The organism is Pedobacter frigoris (assembly GCF_032678645.1).
Lineage (GTDB): Bacteria > Bacteroidota > Bacteroidia > Sphingobacteriales > Sphingobacteriaceae > Pedobacter > Pedobacter frigoris_A.
In genome coordinates this window covers 64,635-89,166 of sequence record NZ_JAVTSP010000010.1, presented here as the reverse complement: position 1 = coordinate 89,166, position 24,532 = coordinate 64,635, and the positions used below count along the sequence as shown (strand labels likewise).

Annotated in this window: 21 protein-coding genes, 1 tRNA gene and 1 other RNA gene; 6 read left to right on the top strand and 17 right to left on the bottom strand. The window is 38.5% G+C overall.

Annotated elements, in window-relative coordinates; all coding sequences use genetic code 11:
* Window positions 1-18: 18 nt before the first annotated feature.
* The 3 genes from R2Q78_RS21470 to R2Q78_RS21460 are packed head-to-tail and all read left to right on the top strand — an operon-like array spanning window position 19 to window position 1,607.
* Window positions 19-390, top strand: a complete 372-nt coding sequence (locus R2Q78_RS21470; protein WP_316794661.1) for a hypothetical protein — start codon at window positions 19-21, stop codon at window positions 388-390.
* Window positions 309-914 (top strand): peptidoglycan-binding protein, encoded by a 606-nt coding sequence (locus R2Q78_RS21465; protein WP_316794660.1) that lies wholly within the window; start codon window positions 309-311, stop codon window positions 912-914. The genes R2Q78_RS21470 and R2Q78_RS21465 overlap by 82 nt, the downstream gene beginning before the upstream one ends.
* Window positions 915-926: 12 nt before the next feature.
* Window positions 927-1,607 carry a DUF6266 family protein gene (locus R2Q78_RS21460; RefSeq protein ID WP_316794659.1) on the top strand — a complete coding sequence of 227 codons (681 nt, stop codon included), beginning with the start codon at window positions 927-929 and terminating at the stop codon, window positions 1,605-1,607.
* A gap of 144 nt (window positions 1,608-1,751) precedes the next feature.
* On the opposite strand, the gene R2Q78_RS21455 is transcribed toward R2Q78_RS21460, so the two are convergent.
* From R2Q78_RS21455 to R2Q78_RS21440, 4 genes are all read right to left on the bottom strand, one after another.
* Window positions 1,752-4,115 carry an outer membrane beta-barrel family protein gene (locus R2Q78_RS21455; protein ID WP_316794657.1) on the bottom strand — a complete coding sequence of 788 codons (2,364 nt, stop codon included), beginning with the start codon at window positions 4,113-4,115 and terminating at the stop codon, window positions 1,752-1,754.
* A 178-nt stretch (window positions 4,116-4,293) separates the two neighbouring features.
* Window positions 4,294-4,660, bottom strand: a transfer-messenger RNA (tmRNA) gene (ssrA, locus tag R2Q78_RS21450).
* 47 nt (window positions 4,661-4,707) lie between these two features.
* A complete protein-coding gene (locus tag R2Q78_RS21445; RefSeq protein WP_316794656.1) occupies window positions 4,708-5,910 on the bottom strand; it encodes a pyridoxal phosphate-dependent aminotransferase in 1,203 nt (400 codons plus the stop codon).
* A 61-nt stretch (window positions 5,911-5,971) separates the two neighbouring features.
* On the bottom strand, window positions 5,972-6,367 hold the full coding sequence (locus tag R2Q78_RS21440; protein ID WP_316794654.1) for a DUF1573 domain-containing protein: 396 nt from the start codon (window positions 6,365-6,367) through the stop codon (window positions 5,972-5,974).
* Window positions 6,368-6,501: 134 nt separating this feature from the next.
* Between R2Q78_RS21440 and R2Q78_RS21435 the strand changes: the two genes are divergently transcribed.
* On the top strand, window positions 6,502-8,925 hold the full coding sequence (locus tag R2Q78_RS21435) for a thiamine pyrophosphate-dependent enzyme (RefSeq protein ID WP_316794652.1): 2,424 nt from the start codon (window positions 6,502-6,504) through the stop codon (window positions 8,923-8,925).
* 20 nt (window positions 8,926-8,945) lie between these two features.
* Here the strand turns inward: R2Q78_RS21435 and aroC are convergent, their stop codons facing one another.
* The 6 genes from aroC to R2Q78_RS21405 form a co-directional block, all read right to left on the bottom strand.
* Complete coding sequence (gene aroC / locus R2Q78_RS21430) at window positions 8,946-10,034, bottom strand: chorismate synthase (RefSeq protein ID WP_316794650.1); 1,089 nt, start codon at window positions 10,032-10,034, stop codon at window positions 8,946-8,948.
* Between the two features lie 18 nt (window positions 10,035-10,052).
* Complete coding sequence (gene aroA, locus R2Q78_RS21425; protein ID WP_316794649.1) at window positions 10,053-11,306, bottom strand: 3-phosphoshikimate 1-carboxyvinyltransferase; 1,254 nt, start codon at window positions 11,304-11,306, stop codon at window positions 10,053-10,055.
* 2 nt (window positions 11,307-11,308) lie between these two features.
* Entirely contained in the window at window positions 11,309-12,448 is a 1,140-nt protein-coding gene (locus R2Q78_RS21420) for a chorismate mutase (protein ID WP_316794648.1), read from the bottom strand.
* 55 nt (window positions 12,449-12,503) lie between these two features.
* Window positions 12,504-13,337 (bottom strand): prephenate dehydratase, encoded by an 834-nt coding sequence (locus tag R2Q78_RS21415; protein WP_316794647.1) that lies wholly within the window; start codon window positions 13,335-13,337, stop codon window positions 12,504-12,506.
* A gap of 270 nt (window positions 13,338-13,607) precedes the next feature.
* Window positions 13,608-14,681 carry a 3-dehydroquinate synthase gene (gene aroB, locus R2Q78_RS21410; protein ID WP_316794646.1) on the bottom strand — a complete coding sequence of 358 codons (1,074 nt, stop codon included), beginning with the start codon at window positions 14,679-14,681 and terminating at the stop codon, window positions 13,608-13,610.
* Window positions 14,681-14,887 (bottom strand): RNA-binding S4 domain-containing protein, encoded by a 207-nt coding sequence (locus tag R2Q78_RS21405; protein WP_316794645.1) that lies wholly within the window; start codon window positions 14,885-14,887, stop codon window positions 14,681-14,683. The genes aroB and R2Q78_RS21405 overlap by 1 nt, the downstream gene beginning before the upstream one ends.
* Window positions 14,888-15,019: 132 nt before the next feature.
* On the opposite strand from R2Q78_RS21405, the gene R2Q78_RS21400 reads away from it, so the two are divergent.
* The gene (locus R2Q78_RS21400) at window positions 15,020-16,204 is read left to right on the top strand and encodes a proline dehydrogenase family protein (RefSeq protein ID WP_316794644.1); all 1,185 of its coding nucleotides are present in this window, start codon (window positions 15,020-15,022) and stop codon (window positions 16,202-16,204) included.
* 56 nt (window positions 16,205-16,260) lie between these two features.
* On the opposite strand, the gene R2Q78_RS21395 is transcribed toward R2Q78_RS21400, so the two are convergent.
* Window positions 16,261-16,593: a DUF962 domain-containing protein gene (locus tag R2Q78_RS21395; RefSeq protein WP_316794642.1), complete on the bottom strand. Its 333-nt coding sequence runs from the start codon at window positions 16,591-16,593 to the stop codon at window positions 16,261-16,263.
* Between the two features lie 4 nt (window positions 16,594-16,597).
* On the bottom strand, window positions 16,598-17,251 hold the full coding sequence (locus R2Q78_RS21390) for an HAD family phosphatase (protein ID WP_316794640.1): 654 nt from the start codon (window positions 17,249-17,251) through the stop codon (window positions 16,598-16,600).
* 53 nt (window positions 17,252-17,304) lie between these two features.
* Between R2Q78_RS21390 and R2Q78_RS21385 the strand changes: the two genes are divergently transcribed.
* A tRNA-Ile gene (locus R2Q78_RS21385) sits at window positions 17,305-17,378 on the top strand.
* 254 nt (window positions 17,379-17,632) lie between these two features.
* On the opposite strand, the gene R2Q78_RS21380 is transcribed toward R2Q78_RS21385, so the two are convergent.
* From R2Q78_RS21380 to R2Q78_RS21360, 5 genes are read right to left on the bottom strand one after another with little or no spacing between them, the layout of a single operon-like run.
* Window positions 17,633-18,043: a response regulator gene (locus tag R2Q78_RS21380; RefSeq protein ID WP_316794639.1), complete on the bottom strand. Its 411-nt coding sequence runs from the start codon at window positions 18,041-18,043 to the stop codon at window positions 17,633-17,635.
* Window positions 18,033-19,088: a hybrid sensor histidine kinase/response regulator gene (locus R2Q78_RS21375; RefSeq protein ID WP_316794637.1), complete on the bottom strand. Its 1,056-nt coding sequence runs from the start codon at window positions 19,086-19,088 to the stop codon at window positions 18,033-18,035. The genes R2Q78_RS21380 and R2Q78_RS21375 overlap by 11 nt, the downstream gene beginning before the upstream one ends.
* Window positions 19,089-19,126: 38 nt before the next feature.
* A complete protein-coding gene (locus R2Q78_RS21370) occupies window positions 19,127-21,274 on the bottom strand; it encodes a 7TM diverse intracellular signaling domain-containing protein (RefSeq protein WP_316794636.1) in 2,148 nt (715 codons plus the stop codon).
* Complete coding sequence (locus tag R2Q78_RS21365) at window positions 21,271-21,990, bottom strand: hypothetical protein (protein WP_316794635.1); 720 nt, start codon at window positions 21,988-21,990, stop codon at window positions 21,271-21,273. The genes R2Q78_RS21370 and R2Q78_RS21365 overlap by 4 nt, the downstream gene beginning before the upstream one ends.
* The gene (locus R2Q78_RS21360) at window positions 21,965-24,292 is read right to left on the bottom strand and encodes an Rv1355c family protein (RefSeq protein WP_316794633.1); all 2,328 of its coding nucleotides are present in this window, start codon (window positions 24,290-24,292) and stop codon (window positions 21,965-21,967) included. The genes R2Q78_RS21365 and R2Q78_RS21360 overlap by 26 nt, the downstream gene beginning before the upstream one ends.
* Between the last annotated feature and the right edge of the window lie 240 nt (window positions 24,293-24,532).

Genomic DNA, 24,532 nt, shown 5'->3' with positions numbered 1-24,532 from the left:
TTATAAATTTTAGAAGAAATGAAAACATTGAGTTTAAGGTCGGCTTGGGTGCCGACGAGGAAAAGTATAGAAAGGGTTTTGCAACTGGTGATTGTGTTGCTGGTTTGGTATACAGCGCCGCTGTTGTTTGATTTGCCGCAGGGGAATTCTTTTGAGATTGCAAAGAGTATTGGGTTAATGCTGGTTTTGGCACTGGTGGCGTTTGTAATGGTGATTGCGGTTTGCTGGTGGTTGCTCGGTCGCGTATTGGTGGTGTTGGAGTTGCCATTGATTGGTAGTATGGTTTTACGTTTTAATGAATTGGAGTTATGGGAGCAGGTAAGGGTTTGTTTTGGGCTGTTTGCATTGTTTGTTTTTGCGGCAGTAGGGGTTATTGTAGCGGTGTTGTAAGGTATGGGACAGGAAGTAGAGAGATTGCCACGGGGCGAAGCGCCCCTCGCAATGACGCAGCTCGCATTATCGAAATCGCCAGAAAAGAAATTGGCGTGGTGGAAAGAACTGGTAAAAACGATGGTGCCAGAATTGCTGAATATATTGCTTACTGCAATATTAAATCGCCGGCGCCGTACTGCGCGGCCTGGGTAAGTTGGTGTTTTGGGCAGGCGGGATATTTACAGCCACGAACGGCATGGAGTCCGGCACTGTTTCCGAAAGAGAGGTTGGTAATAGATTCTTCGCATGCTCTGAATGACAAAAAAAGGAATGACGAAAACCTGAGAGGATGCGTTGCTGGTATTTACTTTAGCTCGCTAAAACGGGTAGCGCATTGCGGAATTGTGGAGGCTGTCCGAAATGACTGGTGTACGCTCATCGAAGGGAATACCAACGTAAAAGGAAGCAGGGACGGTGATGGTGTATGGCGAAGGATCAGGCATAAGAGGACAATTCACTGCTTTGCGGATTGGGTAAAATAAAACTAGAATGTTATGGGAATTTTAAAAAATGGAATATGGGGTGGGATCAGCGGTAAGGTGGGGAATAAGATTTATTATATGTATAAGGGAAAGCAGGTGACACGTATGGTTGGGCGGAATTTAAAGCCGCCCACCGTAAAGCAGCTGGCTAATCGGCAGCAGATGAAAGTGGTCATTGATTTTCTGAGGCCAATCATGCCTTTTATACAGGTTGGGTTTGGTACAGAAGCAACGAAGACCAATAGGATTCCATATCATTTGGCGGTTGGTGTAAATAAGAAACAGGCTTTGAAGGGTGATTATCCGGAGATGGAGATCGACTACGAAAATGTGGTGCTAAGTATAGGGGAGCTGGAAGGGTTGACTGATGTTTCGGTAAGTGTGGTTGGCAATCCAGAAGAAGGTTTCTCTTTGCGGTTTGATTGGCAGGTAAATGCTGAAGATGGGGATTTTCCGAGATGTGATGACCAGGTGTTGCTGATGGCTTATTTTCCAAAGGAGGTGAAAGATTATCCTGCTTGTTATTCGATAGCGGGAGCAAAGCGTAGTGCAGGACAGGATGTTTTGGAGCTGCCCTTCTACATTGCAGGTAAGCCTATTGAGGTGTATGTTTCTGTGATTTCGGAGGATAAGACTGAGGTGGCAAGTAGTAGGTATCTGGGGAGGTATGTGGTTTATATGGCGGAATATTGATGAATTGAAATTAAAATGGATATTATTATTATCATTATTGTTATATTTGGATATAATTATATCCATAATGAAATCAAAAAAAATTGTCGTCTTTCCCAAATATCAAAAAATCTGGGATCAGCTTGGCGAGAATATCAAGCTTGCTTAATTTTGACCCCTTCTTTTTTCATCGAAAGATATATCCTTTTTATTGCCTGAAACTTTGGATCTTCCGAATAAGTAGGTAAGACCAAGAGTAAAGGTTTTATAATCATAGTCCGTTTTATCTGTCTGCACAAAATCACTATAATGGACATCGTATTTACTTACGTTGCCAAGAAAATAAGCCGGGCTGATGATCAAATTGTTATTAAGCAACTTTATCCTGGCTCCGGTTCTGAAACTACGTTGGCTGTATGTGTAAATATTTCTATCTGTTGATGGAAGGTTTTGACTGTAATTCAGATAAAAACTTAACAAGTTAGTTGCCTTAAAACTATTATTGACACTAAATGAGGCAGAAGTTCCTTTCGGAGTACTGATAGCCGCTACTTTAGATTTTGGGGAGGCATAGGAAAAAGAGGCGGAGATGCTATTGTCCCACCATTTGGATAATGACCGGTTAAAGGATACATAGGCCCCAAGGTTATCCTGAGTCAAAAAGTTTCCTCTACTGTTAACCACTGCCGGGCCATTAACCGTGATAAGGTTTGAAATTATGTCACTAATATGTTGTGTAAATACCGTAAAAGAAAACATGCCTTTATATAAGTAGTTAAGTTCTACATTATTACTGTATGAAGGTAAGAGCAATGGATTCCCAGTTGAATAAGTATAAATATTTGTATAATAGGCAAATGGGTTTAAGGAATTCAGGCTTGGCCGATTTATCCTCTTGGAATAATTTAGAGAAAAAACATTGCTTTCATCAGCCTTGTAGACAATATAGGCTGTAGGGAATAAGGCGCCATAATTACGTTTGTTACGCTGGTCTAAAGTAGGCGAATAACCATCCATCAGGGTATACTCATAGCGCAATCCTGCTTTGGCTGTCCACTTTTTTGATAGATTAGACTCCATACTGTAATAAGCGGCCAGGTTGCTTTCGGTATAGTTGAATTCGTTGCTACGTGTTCTATCCAACAAGAAATTTTCGCCGATATAATTATAGTATTCAACGTCAGCATTGTTGTTAAAATTTGCAAGCTTAATACCTGATTCTATTTTGGCCCATTTATAAGGCATTGTTAAATCTGACTGAAAAGACCAGATATTGTACTTTGAAGAGTTATTATTCTGAACACTGGTATAGGTGTTTTCAGATTCAGAAACAAAATCATTTCTCATTTCAGGTTTGTTCATAAAAAAATTAACAGAACTACTTAATTTCTTTCCAGTCGAATCAAGTTTTAAATCATGGTATAGATTTAATGTTTGTGTAAATAATGGTCTTGAAAATTTTCCTGTAGTTTTTAAAACCGAGTCAATCGTATTGCCGGTGACAAAGCTATAGTTATTACTAAAAGTTGTATTCGATTTATTATCCGAAATATTATAAATAAGCCCGATGTTATTGTGCTTGTTTAACTCATAATCTATACTTAAACCTGTTTGCAAACCAGGTGACTTTCCTAAGCGTTGTTCATCGCTTAGAATTTCATTAGGACGCCCAGTTATATTGACCGATTCTTTAATGATATAGCGATAATTTGATTGACCAAATGTAAAGGAGCTGTTAATTTTTTTGGACCGAAAAAAAAGTGCTAGATTATTGTTGTACGATGCATAGGAACTTTGCAAGTATGTTGAACTCAATGATCCGCTCCAGCCCAAAGATTCGTTTTTCTTTAAAACAATGTTAATCAAACCACCATTCCCCTGCGCCTCATACTTTGCCGGTGGGGTGGTTATGATTTCGATTTTTTCTATATTTTCAGACCTCAGTGTTTTCAGGTAGTTTACAAGGTCAGTTCCACTTAAATTGATGATTTTTTCATTTACCATAACCGCCATACTGCCTTTGCCCACCATAGATATGCTATTTTCGGAGACTGTTAAAAGAGGTGCAACTCGTAAGGCCTCAAAGAGAGAAGTGCCATTTGCCATTATAGTGTTGTTCAGGTTAAATATTAATCGGTCAACCTTTCGTTCAAGAAGAGGTTTTTTAGCCTCAACGGTCACTTCTCGAAGCTCTTTTTCTTTTCTTTCGAGGACGATATCAGTTAATGTGACTGAAGAACCGTCGAATTTAATATTGTTTAGCAACCGAGTGTGATAACCTAGGAGAGAAACCTTCGCCGTAAACACACCATTGCTTAAATTGCTAAGTTCGAAGTATCCTTCTCTATTGCTTACTCCATATTTTACAACACTAGAATCGGCAACATTTAAGAGTGCCACAGTTACATTTTCAATTCCAGGTCCCCCAGTTTCTTTTACCTTGCCAGAAATTGTCTGTGCAGTACTACGATAAATTATGCCGAGAGATACCAGGAGAATTAGTACACATATCTTACAAAATATTTTCATATAAATAATTTGATTAGTTTATGGATAGGACACGACTAATCCAAAAACGTTGCACCGCAACAAAATCAAACCCATTAGCATCAGGTACAGGTCTGTACCCATATTTCGGAGCAAAGTAGCTATTTTGGTAGTGAGTGTTTTTAAAAAATAAAGGGATTGGTGTTCAACCAATCCCTTTTCGTGGAGCCGAAGGGGTTCGAACCCTTGTCCAGTTGTGTGATAAATTATGCCTTCTACATGCTTATTTTCCAATTAATTGTAGGGATCTGGCGGGCTGGAAACCGACCTAGCCTTTCACCTTAGGTGCTTTATCTCACAATTGTACCACACCTTACAATTGCCAGCGTTGTTATTTCGATGCCCCATATTCTAACCTAACATCGCAGCAGTTAGAGGGACAAAAGCTAAGCTAATTCTAAATTAGGCAGCTAAGGCGTAGTTATTTTCGCCAATTATAGTGTGAACGTTCTCTTTTAAGTGCTCTCCGTACAACGCACTGCATGCTAACATACTCAGCGCCACCCTGTCAAATCCAAAACGGCCCCATTGTATGCATCAAACCTAAAGCCTGATGCATACAAAAGTACTAAAATTATGCCATAGTTTTACCAGGATACTGCTTTAAAGCTGCATCCAGACAATCCATAGCTTTGTTAAGATCTTCTGTGTTAAGAACATAAGCCATCCTAACTTCATCTTTTCCAGACCCTGAAGTCGAATAAAAACCGGTAGCAGGTGCCATCATCACAGTCGCTCCTTCATGTTCGAAGCTTTCCAGTATCCATTGACAGAATTTGTCTGAATCGTCAATTGGCAGTTTCGCCACTACGTAGAATGCACCACCTGGATTCGGGCAAAAAACGCCCTCAATTGCATTTAATCTTTTTACTAAGGTGTCTCTTCTTAAAGTATATTCTTTATTTACCGCTTCAAAATAGCTATCAGGAGTATCTATTGCAGCTGTTCCTGCAATTTGTTCTACCATTCCCGGACTTAACCTTGCCTGGGCAAATTTTAGCCCCGATTTGATGACTTCTTTGTTTTTTGTAATCAGACATCCCAATCTGGCACCGCAAGCACTATAGCGTTTAGAAACGGTATCCATGACCACGACATTCTGGTCTAGTCCTTCAAGATGCATTGGAGAAATGAATTCCCTACCATCATAACAGAATTCACGGTAAGCTTCGTCTGAAAATAAGAATAAGTCATATTTCAGGCATAGTGCTTTTAATGCATCCAGTTCTTCTTTTGAATATAAATAGCCCGTGGGGTTATTTGGATTACATATGATGATGGCCTTTGTTTTATCGGTGATTAGTTTTTCAAACTCAGCGATCGGCGGCAAAGCAAATCCATTTTCGATATAAGAGAGGATTGGCTTTACAACTACATTGCTCATACATGCAAATCCATTGTAGTTTGCATAAAATGGCTCGGGAATGATGATTTCGTCACCTTCGTTTACGCAAGTCTGCATGGCAATAGTGATGGCTTCTGAACCTCCTACAGTTACCAGAATGTCTTCAGGAGTGATATTATACCCTAATTTGTTATAATATTCAGCAAGCTTAGTCCTGTAACTTAAAGTTCCTTCAGAAGGAGTATAGGCCCATACATCGAAATCGATATTTTTAATGGCATTGAGCATGCCCTCAGGGGTAGCGATGTCTGGTTGCCCTATATTTAGATGATATACTTTTTTACCCGCTTTTTTTGCCTGATCAGCAAATGGAGTTAATTTTCTAATTGGCGAAGCGGGCATTTGTATCCCTTTTTCTGAAATCTTTGGCATGGCACAAAAATAAAAAACCTCGTTGATTAACGAGGTTTTAATTGCAAATATCTTGTGAAAATTATTTAGTACTGTTGCCAGCTACAGTTTCCCCTTTTATATAAAGTACTTTAGTAGTAGTTTTTGCATTTGAAGTGATCGTGATACTTTTACTGAACGGCAAAGCTGCTCCAGTTGGATTATATGTCACTTTAATCGTTCCTGTCTCGCCTTTTTTTACCGGTGTTTGTGTATACTCAGGTACAGTACATCCACAAGTAGTTTCAACTTTACTAAGAATCAGGGGCTGGTCTCCAATGTTAGTGAACTTAAATTCTACAGATGCAGGTTTGTTCAAAGGAATTTTTCCAAAGTCATAAGTTTCCTTGTCAAATTTAAATTCTGCAGGCTTAGATTGAGCATTGGCAGCAACACTTAATCCTATAAACAGTGTAAATAATACTAATAGCTTTTTCATCTTTTTAATTGGGTTTTAAAACAAATTTAATGTTTTCGTTGGTAAAACAAAAAGTATTCCAACATATAAATTCCATTACACAGTTAAGTCATACTTTATATTTTGTGTATCTTTGCTGCATAACTGATTTGCTTATGATGCCAAATGTGAAACTGACTACTAACCCTATTGATGCTTCAGAGTTAAGTTTTGACGACTTCAAAACGATTGTTATCAAGGACTATAAAATTGCCTTTGAAAGCCGGCAGGCAAGTTTATTGGGTCGAAAGGAAGTATTAACAGGCAAGGCCAAATTCGGTATTTTTGGCGATGGTAAAGAGGTTCCACAAATTGCAATGGCTAAGGCCTTTAAAAACGGTGACTGGAGATCAGGTTATTATCGTGATCAGACATTTGCATTTGCTACCGGTATTTGTACACTGAAAGAGTTTTTCGCACAGCTATATGCAAATCCAAGTGTTGAAGCAGATCCTGCATCAGCAGGCCGACAAATGAACTGTCATTTTGCTACCCGTTCTATTAATGAAGATGGAAGCTGGAAAAATCTGACAGAAATTAAGAACTGTTCATCCGATATTGCACCGACAGGCGGACAGATGGCCCGTTTAGTGGGGCTGGCTTATGCTTCGAAATTATACAGACAAAATCCTGAACTCAGTTATTTGAAGAATTTTTCTGTTGACGGAAATGAAGTTGCTTTTGGTACCATCGGCAATGCTTCAACTTCTGAAGGGGTGTTTTTTGAGGCGATCAATGCTGCAGGGGTACTTCAGATCCCTATGGCGATGTCAATCTGGGATGATGCTTATGGAATATCAGTTCCTGCAAAATATCAGACTACAAAAGAAGATATTTCTGAAATCCTTAAGGGGTTTCAACGTGATGAAAATGCAGCTGGGTATGAAATTTATAAAGTAAGAGGCTGGGATTATCCGGCCTTATGCGAAATTTATCAACGTGCAATTGATGTCTGCAGGACTGAACATGTACCCGTACTGATTCACGTGACTGAGGTAACTCAGCCACAAGGGCACTCTACTTCGGGTTCACACGAACGGTATAAAGATAAAGCCCGTTTGGAATGGGAACGCGAATATGACTGTATTCTTCAAATGCGTAAATGGATGATTGAATCGGCCATTGCTACAGAAGAAGAGATTGCTGAACTTGAGGCAACAGCGAAGAAATTGGTAAGGGAAACTCAAAGGGAAGCATGGAATGAATTTTTGGCGACTATAAAAATTGAGAAAGATCAGGTAATTGCGATGATCAATTCGATTGCAAAAGGCAATCAGTCGCTTTTAAAGATTGCAGGACAATTGGCCGGAACACCGGATGCACTCCGTAAGGAAGTGATTTCTGCCGCACGTAAGGTTCTGCGTCTGACTGTACAAAATCCTTCTTCGGAGAGAACTGAGCTGCTGAACTGGTACGTGTCTCAAAATGAATTAAATATAGACAGGTACAATTCTAAATTGTTTACAGACGGAAAAGAGAGTCCGTTTTTAGTTACTCCGGTTAGTGCAGAATACGACGAGGAAAGCCGAATGGTTGATGGTCGTGAATTATTAAATGCATGTTTTGATGCTAATTTTGCACGTGACGAACGCCTGGTAGCTTTTGGTGAAGACCTGGGCGCTATTGGAGATGTAAATCAGGGTTTTGCTGGTTTACAGGCCAAATATGGTGACTTAAGAATAACAGATACGGGAATTAGAGAGATGACCATTGTTGGTCAGGGGATAGGACTTGCCCTGAGAGGATTGAGGCCTATTGCTGAAATTCAATATCTCGATTACCTCTTGTATGCTTTGAATATATTAAGTGATGACCTTGCCAGTTTGTCGTATAGGACTAAAGCGGGGCAAAAAGCACCGGTAATCATTAGGACCAGAGGGCATAGATTAGAGGGCGTATGGCATTCAGGATCTCCAATAGGGATGATCTTAGGGTCGTTAAGGGGGCTGCATATTTGCGTGCCACGTAATATGACGCAGGCCGCGGGCATGTACAACACGTTGTTCAGGTCTGACGAGCCAGCGCTCGTAATCGAGTGTTTGAACGGGTATAGGTTGAAAGAGAAACTTCCGGAGAACGTCGGGGCCTATACTGTGCCTTTAGGGAAAGCGGAGATCGTTAGACAAGGTACTGATATTACAGTTGTTTCCTATGGTTCGACTTTAAGAATAGTAGAAGAAGCAGCGGAGGAACTTGCTCAGTTTGGTATTTCCGTTGAGATTATTGATCCGCAAACTTTGCTTCCTTTTGATACAGATCACTTGTGTGCACAGTCATTAAGTAAAACAAACAAATTACTTGTGGTAGACGAGGACGTTCCTGGTGGCGGCGCTGCGTTTATCCTGCAGCAGATATTGGAAGAGCAAAACGGGTATTATCATCTGGATGGTCAGCCAAAGACATTAACCGCTAAAGCCCATCGTCCCCCATATGGCTCTGACGGAGATTACTTCAGTAAGCCATCTGTTGATGATGTGGTAGAAACTGTATATCAGATGATGAATGAAAGCTATCCGGGTAAATACCCCGCTATATTCTAAATAGAAACAAAACAAGCAGGTTACAACCTGCTTGTTTTGTTTCTGAGCAAATGATCTGCAATTACTAAGGCAGCCATCGCTTCAACAATAACTACTGCACGAGGCACAACACAAGGGTCATGCCTTCCTTTTCCTTTAATTTCAGCAGCTTCACCGGCAGCATTAATTGTCTGCTGATTGTGCATAATTGTTGCTACAGGTTTAAATGCAACTGAAAAATTAATTTCCATTCCGTTAGAGATCCCACCTTGTATACCTCCGGAGAAATTGGTCAGTGTTTTAGGCGTACCCTCGTTTGCCAGAAAAATATCATTGTGTTCTGATCCTCGCATTTCACTTCCAGAAAATCCGGAACCATACTCAAAACCGTGAACAGCATTGATACTTAACATCGCTTTGCCCAGGTCTGCATGTAGTTTGTCAAACACAGGCTCTCCAAGTCCAACGGGACAATTCTTAATGATGCAGCTGACTTTGCCGCCTACTGTATCACCATCCTTGCGTATACCATCGATAAATTCAATCATTTGATGAGCTGTGGCGGGATCCGCACAACGCACTATGTTTTCTTCCCTGATGGCCAGTAGCTCATCTATGTTGTCGTGGATTAAATTTGGTGCCTGAATTTGTCCTACTGAAGATACGTGTGCAAAGATTTCAATACCATGATGCTTTAGCAGTAATTTGGCTATTGCTCCGGCCGCAACACGGGCAGCTGTCTCACGCGCTGAAGAACGTCCGCCGCCACGATGATCTCTGATGCCGTATTTCGCATCATAAGTATAATCAGCATGTGAAGGACGATAAACATCTGTATTGTGATTGTAATCTTTACTGCGCTGATCTTCATTTGGAATCAGCATTGCGATGGGTGTTCCTGTACTTTTACCTTCAAAAACTCCTGAAAGGATCTGTACAGTATCACTTTCCTTACGTTGTGTTGTAATTTTGGATTGCCCCGGTTTCCTTTTGTCTAATTCCGATTGTATAAAATCCAGATCTATCGGTAATTGTGCCGGACAACCGTCTAATATCACTCCGATGGCTATTCCATGGGACTCGCCAAAAGTTGTGATTCGAAATAATTGACCAAATGTATTGCCTGCCATTTTGCTGTTCTGTTAAAATTAAATCTCTTTGACTGTAAATCCTGCCTTTTCCAGATCTTTCCAGAAATCAGGATATGATTTTTCAACCACATTCATGTCTTCCAGTTCAACCTCTTTAATCATAAGACTAAGCGGAGCGAAAGCCATGGCCATCCGGTGATCTTCATAGGTTTCAAAAGTAACCTTTTCAGGGAAATGAAGTCCATCGCAATTCAAAGTATAGATTAAATTGTCTTCCTTTAAAGCCACACCGATTTTTGAAAGTTCATTCTGTAAAGCCTTAACGCGATCCGTTTCTTTGATTTTTAGTGTTTCCAGACCAGTGAATGAAAGGTTTTTGCCAATTGCGGCTGCGCATACAATGATGGTCTGGGCAAGGTCAGGGCAGTCTTTTAGATCTAACACCTGATCATCAAAACTTTTTTCAGCAGAGGTAAGCACTATTCCTTTTGATGTTTTATTTGTGTTGACACCAAAAGCCTCCATGATTTTCCTGATTCTGCTATCTCCCTGTAAGCTTTTATCTTTTAGGTAAGGCAATTCTATAGTAGCTTTATCACTTAATGCAGCAATACTATACCAATAGGAGGCAGCGCTCCAATCCGGCTCAACGGCCAGGGTTGATGCTTTGAATTGCTGCGGTTTAATGGTGATGCTATTTCCGTTCCAACTGTGCTTAATTCCAGTTTCCTCTAACATATCAAGTGTCATCTTTACATATGGAAGCGAGGTAAGTTCACCTTCTATTTCCAAAGTAAGACCTTGTGTTAATGTTGGAGCAATCATTAACAGTGCTGAAATGTATTGACTGCTAATGTCACCTTTAATCTTTACGGAATCCATCTGCTGTTGCAACGGCCCTATTATAGCTATTGGTGGATAGCCATCCTGTTCCAGATAAGAAAGTGATGCGCCTATACTTTTCAATGCTTCAGCAAGAATACCAATGGGACGCTGTTTCATTCTTTCTGTTCCCGTTAATATAAAATTTCCGGGAAGAGTTGAAAGATAAGCTGTTAAAAAACGCATAGCAGTGCCCGCAGGTCCCACATCAACAGTTTGCTGATGTGGATCATTCTGCGAAATATTATTTAGTATGCGATTTAAGGTTACCGTATCAGCAGCATTAGACATGTTGTCAATATCCACCAGGCCTTTACTTAAGGAACTAATGATCAATGCCCTATTACATTCACTTTTGGAACCTGTGAGTGTAATCTCTGTATTGATATGTTTGTTTCCATTAAAAGAAACAACCGCATGTTTACTCATTGTTAAGATTTAACTTCAGTATGTGCTTCTGCTGCGATTCCTTTTTCTGCTTTGCCAGCATTCATGATTTCAGTTTGTTTGCGGATAGACTCACCGTGAACAAGCTCAAGGAATTTTTCAGTGAAATTAAGGTCTAATTTTAATGCTTTGGCAAATGAAATACCCTTTTTGATGATGGCATCCCAACGATTTACCTGTAAGATCGTTACCTGATTGTCACGTTTAAATTCACCGATTTTTCCAACGATAGCCATACGCTCACCTAATTTTTGCAATAGCAAATCGTCGATTTTGTCAATCTGCTTACGTAATTCAGCTAACTGATCAGTAAATGCTTCGTTTTTAGATTCAGGCTCACGTACAGTAAGACGGTCTGCAAGTTCAGCTAAAGCTGCAGGCGTTACTTGTTGTTTTGCATCTGTCCATGCAACAGAAGGGTCTACGTGTGACTCAATCATTAATCCCTGCATGTCTAAGTCTAATGCTTTTTGAGAGATGTAAGGAATAAGTTCCCTATTACCGCAAATGTGACTTGGGTCGTTAATGATTGGCAATTCAGGACATAGTGTTTTCAACTGGATGGCAAGCTCCCACATAGGTTCATTACGGAAAGAACTCTTTTCGAAAGAAGAGAAACCACGGTGGATTGCACCTAATTTAGTAATACCCGCACGGTTGATACGTTCAAGAGCACCAGCCCAAAGCTGAAGATCAGGATTAACCGGATTTTTAACTAAAACAGGGATGTCTACACCTTGCAACGCATCAGCAATTTCCTGAACTGTAAAAGGGTTTACAGTAGAACGTGCACCAATCCACAAGATATCTACCCCTGCGGCTAAAGCTTCTTCAACGTGTTTGGCATTAGCAACCTCAACTGCAGTTGGTAATCCTGTTTCTGCCTTAGCTCTTTTCAACCATTCCAAGCCAATACTTCCGATACCTTCGAATTCTCCCGGACGGGTACGTGGCTTCCAGATTCCAGCTCTTAATACAGATACTTTTCCTGTTGCAGCCAATAAATGTGCCGTGGTTAGTAATTGTTCTTCAGTTTCTGCGCTGCAAGGTCCAGAAATGATTAGGGGTTCGTTGTTGATGTTAAGCCAGGTGTTTAAAGGCTGAATGTTTAATTGTAATTTCATTGTTTTTGGGGTTTGATATTGTGTTATATTTTAAATTCTTATTTGTTTTCCAGTGTTATACTTTGTCATTCTTTTGGTATTCACCCATAATGTTGAAGTTTACGGTGTACTTAAGTGCCTGACGGATTGCTTTGTCATATTTCTCCATGTCCTTCCATTCCATGTCTACGTAGAAATAATATTCATTTCTTTTTCCCAAAACGGGCATACTCTGTATTTTGGTAAGATTTACCTTTTGCTCAGCAAAAATATTCAGCACCTTAGATAATGCACCTACATGGTTTCCAACCTGAAAACAGATGGAGGCCTTGTTGATTTCAGTTAATTCCTCTGTCTTATCACTTTTAAGAATTAGGAAACGTGTATAATTCTTTTTGTTGGATTCTATCCTTCTTTCGATGATGTTCAGTCCGTATAGCTCCGCAGCAAGAGAATTAGCGATGGCTACAGTGTCGGTAAGTTGTTCATCTCTGATCTTTTTGGCACATGCAGCAGTATCGCTTCCTTCAATTACCTGGATATTTGGATAATCATAAAAGAAGTCGACACACTGGCGCAAAGCAATAGGGTGGGAGGTAGCAAATTTGATATCTTCAAATTTTACTCCTGGTAAAGCCATCAGGTTGAGCTGTATTGCAAGGTAAACTTCTCCCACAACCGCGAAGTTGTATTCTCTGATCAATGTATAGTTTGGCAAAAGGCTACCAGCAATAGAATTCTCAATAGCCATGATCACAAAATCAGCATCTCCTTTTTCCAGGCTTTCGCATGTTTGTTTAAAAGAGTTGCATTCAATGGTTTGAATGTCTCTTCCGAAAAATTTGAAGGCCGCCTCCTCGTGAAAAGATGCTTTGATACCCTGGATTGCTACTCTTGTTTCTTTTTTCATTTGCTGTTCTGCGTTTTTGCTCTAAACGAAAAAAGTCCCGGTTTTTGACCGGGACTTTTCGTATACATTTATCTTGTTTGATTATATTGCATATTAGTCCCGGCTCTTACTAAAGTAGTAAAAGTAACCAAACCAATATGTAGTGATGTTGTTCAAAATTTCTTTTTTTATTTTTCCAAATGTAGCAACAAAATTTAATTTGTCAATAGTTAATTTAAAAAAATTATTTATTGTTTGTAACGAGCTTGAAATCTCCTACAGAATTTAAGCTTATGAAGGTGATTTTGCAAGGGCATTGTAATAGTTTAAACTTGCTAAAATATCGGCTTCAGCTACCCTACAGTTAAATGCACAGGACCCAATGCTATTCAAAAGGGAAAACATAATCTCTCCGTTTTCATTCTTTTTATCGCTTTGCATAAATTCTAACAATTGACCAAAGCTTTCCTTTTTAATTTGATACGATGGGTAAGTTTCAAGAATATAATTGCTGATATCTTCCAGTTCATCACCGGTCAGCGTATTATTACTCACAGACAAAAATCCTTCACAAACCATTCCTATGGCGATGGCCTCTCCATGAGTAAGCGGGCTTTTGTCATTAATTAATGAATAAGTTTCTACCGCATGTCCGATTGTGTGACCAAAATTCAGGATTTTTCTTAATCCCTTTTCATGCGGGTCTTCAGTTACTACTTCATTTTTTATATTAACAGAGGTGTAAATAGCTTCTGCTTCGATCTCTTTGTAATTTCCTTTTTTTAACTCTTCGTAATAACCTTTATCGGCAATAAGGCCGTGTTTGATCATTTCTGCAAATCCTGACAGCATTTCTCTCTCAGGCAATGTTTTTAAGAATTTGGTTTCGATAAATACTGATTGCGGAAGGGTGAAAGTTCCAACCATATTTTTTACATTGTCGATATCTATTCCTGTTTTGCCCCCAACGGAAGCATCTACCTGAGATAGCAGGGTAGTAGGGATATTGATAAAGTCGATCCCTCTTTTATAAGTAGAAGCTACAAACCCACCAAGATCTGTAACTACACCACCACCAAGATTGATCATCAGACATTTTCTGTCAGCCCCAAAGTCAAGTAATGTTTTCCAGATGCCAATGCAGAAATCTATGTTTTTATTTTCCTCACCCGGATCGGTTTCAATCAGATCGAAACCAGTAAAGTCGTCAAGCATTTCCTGGAATACAGGTAAGCAGAATTGCGAAGTATTTCCATCTGCGAAGACAAATATTTTACTGTATTTGCCAGACTCCAGTACTTCAGTAAGAGGGCTTAATTGAGTTTCGAAATGTATGGTATGTCCGGCGCTATCAAGTTTGTTCATTAAATTACATTTATTTTCTGACCCATAAAATCAATTACATCTCCTACACGTACTTTTAAACGCTTGCGGTAATCTACTTTTCCATTGTATTTCACCAAACCATCTTCAACAACAGTTTGTGCTTCTCCTCCGCTTTGTACCAGTGCAGTTGCCTTTAACAACTGAATGAGGGGAATAAATTCGCCTTCTAATTTGAATTGTATCATTGTATGGCAAACTTAAGAAAAATGCTTTTACAATTTATTGAATATAAAATGCATTTATTTATAAAGTGTTATACCACTGATAGCAATGGAATTTATATTTTTGCGGACGATTTTGATTAACAGAAATTTTAAATGGAACTATCCCCCAAAAAAACACTGAACTTTGACAATACAGAAGTTGCTTTTCGCAACAAGTCTAATGGTGAATTGAATGCTGCATACTGGCTTTTTAAAATCATCAGCAGCAATTTCCTTACTAAAGTAGGTCCGCCGATCACGAATTTCTTTATGAATATTGGAATGCCAATTAAGGGAATTATTAAGGCTACCATTTTTAAACATTTTTGTGGAGGAGAAACTATTGCAGAGTGCGAGAGCACGATAGCGCAATTAAACTCTGGTCAGGTAGGAACTATTTTAGATTATTCAGTAGAAGGAGAGGAAGAAGAAGAAGTTTTTGATTTCACATGTGAAGAAATTATCAGGACTATAGAGCGGGCTGCAGGAGATAAACGCATTCCAATTACCGTATTTAAAGTGACAGGAATTGGGAGATTTGGTTTGCTGGAAAAACTGGATGCGAAACAGGAACTGAATGCCGCTGAAACTGCGGAGTTTGAAAAGGTAAAACAGCGTTGTGAAAAAATATGCAGGGCAGCTTTTGATAAGAATGTACCGGTAATGGTTGATGCCGAAGAAACCTGGATCCAGGATACAATTGATCTGTTGGCCTTCGATATGATGCGTTTATTTAATCAAAAAAGCATCATAGTTTACAATACTTATCAAATGTATCGTCATGATAAGCTTGCAGACCTCATAACAGATCACCTAACTGCCAAAGCGGAAGGCTTTATATTGGGAGTTAAAATGGTTCGTGGTGCATATATGGAGAAGGAACGTAAACGTGCAGAAGAAATGGGATATCCATCACCTATACAACCAACCAAAGAAGCTTCAGATAAGGATTATGATGAATCGCTGAGATATTCCATGGCTAACATCAATGATATTGCTATTGTGTGTGGTACGCACAATGAGCAAAGCAGCAGATTACTTGCACAACTGCTGGATGAATATAATATTGACCATAATCATCCTCATGTATATTTTGCACAGTTGTTGGGGATGAGTGACAACCTTAGCTTTAACCTTTCTGATGCAGGCTATAATGTAGCCAAGTATGTTCCTTATGGGCCTGTTAAGGCAGTGATGCCCTATCTTTTCAGAAGAGCACAGGAGAATACTTCTATTGCAGGACAAACGAGCAGAGAGCTGGGATTGATTATGAAAGAAAAGAAACGCAGAAAGTTATAGACTTTAGCTGCTAACAAGAGAGGCGATCTGAAAGGGTCGCCTCTCTTGTTTAGTGATTAACCATTGTGGTTTTTATTGGTTTTGAATGGCTGGCTACCTGTCAGCAAATCCCAGAATAAAATGAAGTCACTTGCCAGGCTATAGGCAGGATATTTGAATGTGGCAGGCTTATTTTTCTCAAAAAAGAAATGCCCTATCCAGGCAAATGCATATCCTATTAATGGCGCGATTAACAGAAAACGCCATTCATGGAATAATACTGCAGCAAACAATGCCAATACAACCAATCCGGTACCGATAAAATGCAGTATCCTGCTGGTCAGATTCTGATGTTCTGTTAAATAGAAAGGATAGAATTCTTTCAATGATTTAAATCTTTTGTCGGGCATATCATTATAGAATTTTGTGGTCAATTAAGAACTGCTCCAGTTCCTTTGGATGTCTATCCATCAAGAGCGTATGCAGGCCAGCTTGTTTGGCTCCAACTAAATGCTGTGGACTGTCGTCTATAAATAGTGTTTCTTCCGGATCCAGGTTGTTTTCTTTGATGACCTGCTCGAAAATTTCCACGTGTGGCTTGCGAAGAAACATTTGCTGTGAATAATAAGCCTTTTCAAAGAGGTGATTATTGTCAGACACATTAAACTCTCTTTTCAGATAATCTACAATCCAGTTATAATGAATTTCATTATTGTTGCTCAGCAGAAAAGTGCGGTACTTTTTTCCTGTTTTTATAAGGGTGTCGTGGATTTTAGAAGAGGGGACACCTATCAATAAACTATTCCATGCATCATCGATTTGCTGGTCTGTAAGCGCATTATTTTCTGCCGCATTTCGTATTCCATCTCTAAACTGAGCCGGAGTGATTGCCGCGGTCTCAAAATTGTTAAAAATGTCGTTGTGGCTTTTATGTGCAAAAAACTCTCTGATATTAGGGATACCTAATTGTATAAGAGCATTTTGCGCCCTGCTGAAGTCAATTTCGAATATAACATTGCCATAATCGAAAATAATATTTTTTATTTTTTGTGCTAAAACTGTTTCCATAATTCATTACAAATATGTAACATTGCACTCGCAAAATCTAATAAGATTTTCAGGGGCCATTAGCTCAGTTGGTTAGAGTAGAAGACTCATAATCTTTTGGTCGATGGTTCGAGCCCATCATGGCCCACAAACAAAAAAGCCGTTTTTCGATAAGAAGAACGGCTTTTTGTATTTTGCGATCATTATTTTAATGACTAATCTTAATTGAGATTATTTTGAAAATAAAAGTGTTGAAGCAATAAAAGACCTTTTAATTAAATCGCTGAAAACTTAAATATCAATACCATTTGATTTAGTGAAACACCCGATAAATTCCCTGTAAGCGCGCCTTGCTAAAGATTTCATTAAACGTGCAGAGCCTAAACTTGTAGTCTAGACCTCTTACATTAGAAAATATTTCTTTAAAACCTCTTCAAGCTCTTTCGGGAATAGTGGTTTTTTCAGCAATTTAATGACGTAAGGATTTGCTTCTGCCTTTTTAATATCTCCAAAATCAAGTGTTGACGACAATATGGCAATCAGACATTTATCCTTGATTGATTTTGGGAATTTTTTATAAATCTCTAAAAAATCGAACCCATCCATTTCTGGCATTTGTATGTCTAAAAGGATGAAGTCTGGTAATTCAGCTTCATTATCTGCATGTTGATTGAGATAAGACAGACCTTCTTCTCCAGATCTGCAGAGAATAATATCATCAAATAATTTCGATATGGTGATGATTTTTGAGTTGATTTTGAGATCAACTTCATTGTCATCTATCAGCATTACTTTTCTGGGTTTATTTAACATTGGGGATTATTATTTTAAAAGTTGTACCGTCGATTGTATTTGAGCTCACGGAGATCCTTCCGCTAATTTTATTCAAAGCCTCTTTGACTATGAATAGCCCCAGTCCACTGCCGTGATTGGTTTTACTCTTGAAAAACTGCGTAAATATTTTTTCCAGATGCTCATTTAAAATACCCATTCCATTATCACTAATGGTAATCTCTGCGATATCTTTTTTAACTTCAATATGGATTTCTACTTTTTTATTCTTTTCTTCTTTTTTCTGGTATTTGATAGCATTAGAGATAAGGTTACCTAAAATCACCTCTATTCTAAATGCGTCACCATAAAAGGGAATATCCTGAACAATATCAATAGTAAAATGAGTCTCCTTATCCGCATATGAGTAAAGTTCAATCAATTCATTGATGATGGTTTTAAAATCTACAGGAGATTTTTCATGAACGAGTTTGTTGTTTTTATAATATTGGAGTGTTTTTTGGATGTAGTAATCTAACTTATTTGAGCAGGTTTCTATCATGCCCCAGTATTCACCACTTGAGTGAAAAAGATTTTCCATTTTAACAACATTCACTATCCCCATTGCAGAAACAAGAGGAGCGCGTAATTCATGAGAAATACTATATATAAATCTGTTTAATTCGTCATTTGTTTTTTCGAGTTCAGCAATCTTTTCCCTTAGGTCAATTTTTGCTTTGTATGCATCATATGCATTTTTTATAGAGTTGTGTAACTCCAGATCGTTCCATGGTTTTGTAATATATCTGTATATATCCCCATGATTAATTGCATCTGCCAAGGCCTCTATATCGGTGTAACCCGTTAATAAAATCCTTACAGGATCAGGAAAAGTATTCACAATGCTCTTAAAAAATTCAACCCCTGTAGTCTGAGGCATTTTCTGATCCGCTATAATTACGTGTACGATTACATTCTCAAGTATTTTTAGACCCTCTGCAGCAGAAATAGCGGTATAAATCTCATACTGCCTTCTAAAGCCGGCTTTAAATGCATTTAGATTGTTTTCTTCATCATCAATGTACAAAACTCGAATAGTAGACGAATTCATAGCAGAATGTTAATTTAGTTTACAGGCAAGGTAATAATAAATTCTGTACCTTGATTTAATTTTGTTACAACATCTATACTACCATGATGGTTCTCTATTATTCTAAATACAATAGATAAACCTAACCCTGTTCCTTCGCCCACATCTTTAGTGGTAAAGAACGGCTCAAATATCTTTTGTTTAACTTCATCAGGCATTCCTGTACCTGAATCTCTTATACTGATTTTTACATTTGTGCCCTCTTGCCAGGTTTTTATATAAAGATATTCCTCTTCATCAGGATTTGACTTCGATTTTATTGCCTGGATTGCATTTGTAATCAGGTTCATGAATACCTGATTTATTTTGCCCGGCATGCACTCTACTTCAGGTACGGACTGGTAATCTTTTACAATTTTAAGATTAGAAGGGAAGGTACTCCTGATCAGCACCAATGTAGAGTCCAGGCCTTCAGCAATGTTGACTGGCTTAGTATCATTTTCATCCAATCTGCTGAAGTTTTTCAAGCTTCTGATGATCTCAGCAGTCCTTTTTGCTCCCTCACCAATTCCGGCAAGCAAAGATTTGATCTCGTCTCTTACAAAATCAATATCAATACGTTTTTTGAATGATTCAATACTGCTGATCTGTTTTTGGATGTCATCGTTCAGATCTAATTTTTCATACATATGAATAACCTCGTTCAGATCGTTGATGTCCAGCTCCAATGGCTTAATGTTAGAGGTTACAAAGTTGATCGGATTATTGATCTCGTGTGCTATACCCGCTGTCAGCTGACCAAGTCCGGCCATTTTTTCCTGATCTACCAATTGAGATTGTGCAGATTTTAAATTATTAAGCGTTACACTTAAAGTGGAATTTGCATCCTGTAATTCGAGTGTTCTTTCATTAACCCGCTTTTCGAGGACGATGTTTTGCTCTCTTATGAGTTCCTCATTTTCCATGGAGATTTTGAGGGCCTGTTTCTGGTATTGCTCATTCTCAGCTTTAAAGAAATTGATCCGGTCAGCCAAAGCGAATGACAGTAATAATACTTCCAGAACTGAGGCAAATTGTGCCGCATAAGTGGTAAATAAAGAATAACCAATGACCTCGTAATCTTTTAAAATAAAGATCATCATGCCAATAAACAGGAATGTCCAGGATACCAGATAATAGCCGGCTGGCTTAAAATGCACTTTAAAATAAGTATTAAAAGCAGCTATAAAAGCAATGATGGAACTGGCAACTATAGAAATTTGCATGCCTATGAATGACAAATTCCTTGATCCGAAGAAAAGAAGAATAGTGTTTACAGTTGTGAAAAGTAAAATGATATTAAAAAGCGTGTTGTTCTTTGGGGAGTTCTTTTTCGTATTCAAAAAAGACTTCGTAAACATAATTGAGGCTATAAGCCCAAGGTTAGAAAACAATACCACCGATATCTCATTAAACACTGGTAGTTCAACAGGGAAATATTTGGTAAAATAACCCTGTAAGGTAGTTTGGGTAATCCAGGTGAATAGGATGCAAAATATATAATTCAGATAACTGGTGTCTTTTATACTGAAGTATAAGAATAGGTTATAGGCAAACATGATCAGCATAATGCCGGTATAAATGCCGAAAAAAACATCCCGTATGGAGAAAATATTTGATATTTTTTGGGTGCTACCTATAAAAATAGGAGTCATTACTACTTCGTCAGTACTTAGTTTGATATAGATAGCAGCATTTGAGTTGTCGTATGTTTCTGGTATTTTGAAAGTATTGAGATTGCCTATTTGGTATGAAGAGGTAATGATGCCATAATTCGTATACTTTGTCTGACTAATTATTTTTTTATTAGCTACAAAAAACACTTCAGCTTCCCTTATTCTGCTCTGATCTATTAATAATTCCGTGTATTTTTTAGTATCGGTACCCTGAGGCAGAATAGCTCTTATCCATACTCCATGTTTGTAATTTCCAAGGTTAATTAAGCCAGAACCTAGTTTTTTAAATTCATTGGTCTTATCAATTACCTGATTTACGGAAACTAAATCATTACCTGGAACATAGATATCTGAGTTATGTAAAATATTGATCAATGAATCACCAGATTTTTTTACCTGGGCATTGGCAATAAAAGGCATTATAAATGCCAGTATCAGCAAATATAATCTCACTAAATTTTTATTCATTCCAGTGTGATGTCAATAAAAATATCTATAAAACCATCATTAGTTTTGTTCGGGATCTGAAAAGACTGTCTGGGGTTTTTTCTGAAAGAGTGTACATGATTTCGTACTTCTTCTACTGCTGTAGGTAGCGTTTCCAGTTCGTCCGTAAGCACAGCCGTTGCGGTTAAATCCTCCTTAGGGTAGTAAAATCTGCCGTTAATACCGATTTCGGTGATTACCCGAAAGCCTCCTCTTACCGCATTCCTGTACGTGGCCGGTGCAGTAAGGCCAAACAAAGTTGTGAGCCCTATCGCACTCGATACAGCAAGGCCAACCTGACTTAAGAAATAACTTCCAATCCCCAGTCCGGCGATTTCCCATGAGTTCCATACACCACACATTTCACCGGTTCCTGCTGCCATCCGGTCATTTACCATGTCGTGTATGCGCGTATCCATAAACCCTACAGCGTCCTCTATTGGAAGAGGGGTGACCCCATCTGCCTGATGGATTCTTGACCCTGCCATCGCCTTCCCGTTTTCCTCTATAGTTACCAGGATAACATGTACATTCGGATTGTGCATCCAGTCTACCTTAGCTGAAGAAATCTGGGTTATACCGAAAATTTCCAGTACGTGTCTGTGCCCCTCAATGAATTTCATACATGATTCAGGATCATCTATCGCCCTAAAAGCTTTGAAGTAAAGTTTGTCAATATGTGGTTTCTGCTGTTCCAAAAGATAATGTCTTGTTTAAGGGTCTTCTAATCGTTTTTACTGGAGATGATTCTGCTTTAAATAACCGGAATAAAAATACTTCGGCAATATCATCAGATATTTTGAATATTTCTCTGAAAGTTCCGTGCATTTGAGAAATTTTTGCTTTTATTTCATCTGATAGGTCAGAACCCTGCTCGAAGTTGTTTTTATAAAAGAATATAAGAGGTACATTCATTGGGTGTATCTGATATCCTAAGTCGGCAGCCTTCAGCCAAAGTTTTTCTACGGCCATACCGCCTTTTAGATAACTTAAAGCAGAAACTTGCGGTATTGTTAACAGGCCGATTGCAGATGAATTTAAAAACTGCTTAAGCGCCAGCTTTTTGAATGCTGATCCACCGTTAATGCTTTTGAGAAAGGATATGGCTTTTTTGTCCTTCATTAACCTAAGTCCAATCTGATCATTATTGGTTAAATCCAGCGAATGAATACCAATCCCATCGGCGGTGTTGTTGGTTTCTTCGATGGTCCATCTCATTTCCTTTTCAATGAAATCTGAGTGCGCATCAGGGATAAACATTCTCAGAAGATCTGCGTCACCTGCAATTTCTCCCAGTGTTTTTAAAGCATGATCATCGGTAATCCAGGATAATGCAATACCCGTCTCTTCAGATGCGACTGATTCAAGCTGGCTTAAGTCATTGACATCCAAATCGTGTTTGAGGCCTGATCTGCGGTTGGTATGCCTGCTCTCAATCTGCGCTGCTAGCTCATTTTCCAATGAAGTTGCTATTTTGCCTTTACTGAATTTAAATAAAGCAACATGATCCGGTAATAGCTCAGGTGTTAGTTTCCATTCAGGTTTCAGGCCATTTACAGAGGCAGCAAGTAAGAGGTTTTCAATTGCAGCACCGAGTGAGACATATGAGGAAATGTAATCCGGGTCTAAATAAGCTCCTGAAACCGGTTTATTTAAAAACAGGTGAAGGGTTTTATTGCCATAATACCATAGCCATGGTTGGTTATTTCCACCAGAGGGGGCTTTATTTGCAGCTGTTATTATTTTTTTGAGTAAATCCTCAGCTAATTCTTCTCCGGTTGACTCGTCGGACAAGTTGTGGGTTTTAATGTAAGATGCTAAATCTGGTGTTTTCTGCACCTCGATTTCTTCGCTGCAATTTTCGTCTTCAGCGTCAAAAATCAGTTCATCCATATCAATCCAAAATCTGCCGGATACCTTTAGGTGGCCTAACAGAATTTTTCTTGAAATATCTGCAGATATTCCGCCCCCATAAGTTACGGCACTTGCCAATTGTGGCCATGTAGATATGGAACTCATGATCTCGATAGCAGAAGCTTTCATTCTTGGAGATAAAGTTTCCACTCCAGTTACCGGTGCGATATATGGGATTTTTTCATCCATGGTTTTTAAAGATTTAAAAACCTGCATGTCCATATCTTTCACAAAACCATGTAGTACCGGCCTGTTCGGCTCCAGATCAAAACGTTCAATGTCAATGGTACATCTATCACTGCCTTCCATTAATACAGGGATACCAAGCGATTTAGCTTTTTCTCTGCAGCTAATTTTTATATCGAAACTATCACATTCGTCAATCAGGAGGTCTAGTTTACCACCATCCGTTAAGAATGCATCAATATTTTCTTCTGTGATGCCTTCGTGAAAGCAGGTTACTTTGAGATAAGGATCTATTTCAGCGATTTCCCTCGCTACAATCACCGTTTTTTTAAGGTCTATATTTTGAATACCAGAGCGGATACGGTTCAGATTAGTAAGATCCAGTACATCAAAATCTGCAATTCTTAATTCGCCACAACCCCGTTCTATGGCAAGTGTTAATGATACTGATTGGCCGACTGAAAGTCCAATGACTCCAATCTTTTTTTTGGATAGAAGATCCTGCTCTTCCTGTGTGATTTTATGTTTATTTCTATTGGTTCGCACCAATATATATTCCTCCTCATCCAATATATGCACTACTTTCTCAAGCCATGGGTAGTAAGCCCACACTCCATACTTTGTAATGTCGGTGCCATCTAAGTGATTTACTATCGCTTCCTTAATTAAGTTTTCGTTAAAAATGGTTGAAGGACTTAATCCTTTTACTAAATCAGTTAATTGATTTTGGAGGGTATCGAAAACTTGTATATATGGTTTATCCTCAAGCAGAGAAATAAATTTAACTTCTTCTTCAACGTTGCTTATTCTATAAAAAACAGGTGTGTAGCTATTCCTATGCAACTGATTTTTTAAAGTAAACTCTTTTATAAACTTATTTATATCTTTATTTAAATACATTGTTTTTGAAAAAGTATAACGTTTTACCTTTGAGGTATAATGGATTTAGCCCTATTCTAAATTTCTAATAAAATTATGGTTTTCGGGGCTATAATGAAAATGTATCTTTAACTTTTATTTTGCTGTAAAATTTCTAAAGTTTATTAGTGGCTGAATATGAGTGATATTTAAAAAATAATGACTTGGATAATTGTTTCATTAAATAATTTTTTCAGTCCAAATAGTTCTTTGGAACTTAGA

Coding starts and splice junctions, on each gene's coding strand:
- R2Q78_RS21470 (WP_316794661.1), top strand. CDS start 19: ATGAAAACATTGAGTTTAAGGTCGGCTTGGGTGCCGACGAGGAAAAGT.
- R2Q78_RS21465 (WP_316794660.1), top strand. CDS start 309: ATGGGAGCAGGTAAGGGTTTGTTTTGGGCTGTTTGCATTGTTTGTTTT.
- R2Q78_RS21460 (WP_316794659.1), top strand. CDS start 927: ATGGGAATTTTAAAAAATGGAATATGGGGTGGGATCAGCGGTAAGGTG.
- R2Q78_RS21455 (WP_316794657.1), bottom strand. CDS start 4,115: ATGAAAATATTTTGTAAGATATGTGTACTAATTCTCCTGGTATCTCTC.
- R2Q78_RS21445 (WP_316794656.1), bottom strand. CDS start 5,910: ATGCCAAAGATTTCAGAAAAAGGGATACAAATGCCCGCTTCGCCAATT.
- R2Q78_RS21440 (WP_316794654.1), bottom strand. CDS start 6,367: ATGAAAAAGCTATTAGTATTATTTACACTGTTTATAGGATTAAGTGTT.
- R2Q78_RS21435 (WP_316794652.1), top strand. CDS start 6,502: ATGATGCCAAATGTGAAACTGACTACTAACCCTATTGATGCTTCAGAG.
- aroC (WP_316794650.1), bottom strand. CDS start 10,034: ATGGCAGGCAATACATTTGGTCAATTATTTCGAATCACAACTTTTGGC.
- aroA (WP_316794649.1), bottom strand. CDS start 11,306: ATGAGTAAACATGCGGTTGTTTCTTTTAATGGAAACAAACATATCAAT.
- R2Q78_RS21420 (WP_316794648.1), bottom strand. CDS start 12,448: ATGAAATTACAATTAAACATTCAGCCTTTAAACACCTGGCTTAACATC.
- R2Q78_RS21415 (WP_316794647.1), bottom strand. CDS start 13,337: ATGAAAAAAGAAACAAGAGTAGCAATCCAGGGTATCAAAGCATCTTTT.
- aroB (WP_316794646.1), bottom strand. CDS start 14,681: ATGAACAAACTTGATAGCGCCGGACATACCATACATTTCGAAACTCAA.
- R2Q78_RS21405 (WP_316794645.1), bottom strand. CDS start 14,887: ATGATACAATTCAAATTAGAAGGCGAATTTATTCCCCTCATTCAGTTG.
- R2Q78_RS21400 (WP_316794644.1), top strand. CDS start 15,020: ATGGAACTATCCCCCAAAAAAACACTGAACTTTGACAATACAGAAGTT.
- R2Q78_RS21395 (WP_316794642.1), bottom strand. CDS start 16,593: ATGCCCGACAAAAGATTTAAATCATTGAAAGAATTCTATCCTTTCTAT.
- R2Q78_RS21390 (WP_316794640.1), bottom strand. CDS start 17,251: ATGGAAACAGTTTTAGCACAAAAAATAAAAAATATTATTTTCGATTAT.
- R2Q78_RS21380 (WP_316794639.1), bottom strand. CDS start 18,043: ATGTTAAATAAACCCAGAAAAGTAATGCTGATAGATGACAATGAAGTT.
- R2Q78_RS21370 (WP_316794636.1), bottom strand. CDS start 21,274: ATGAATAAAAATTTAGTGAGATTATATTTGCTGATACTGGCATTTATA.
- R2Q78_RS21360 (WP_316794633.1), bottom strand. CDS start 24,292: ATGTATTTAAATAAAGATATAAATAAGTTTATAAAAGAGTTTACTTTA.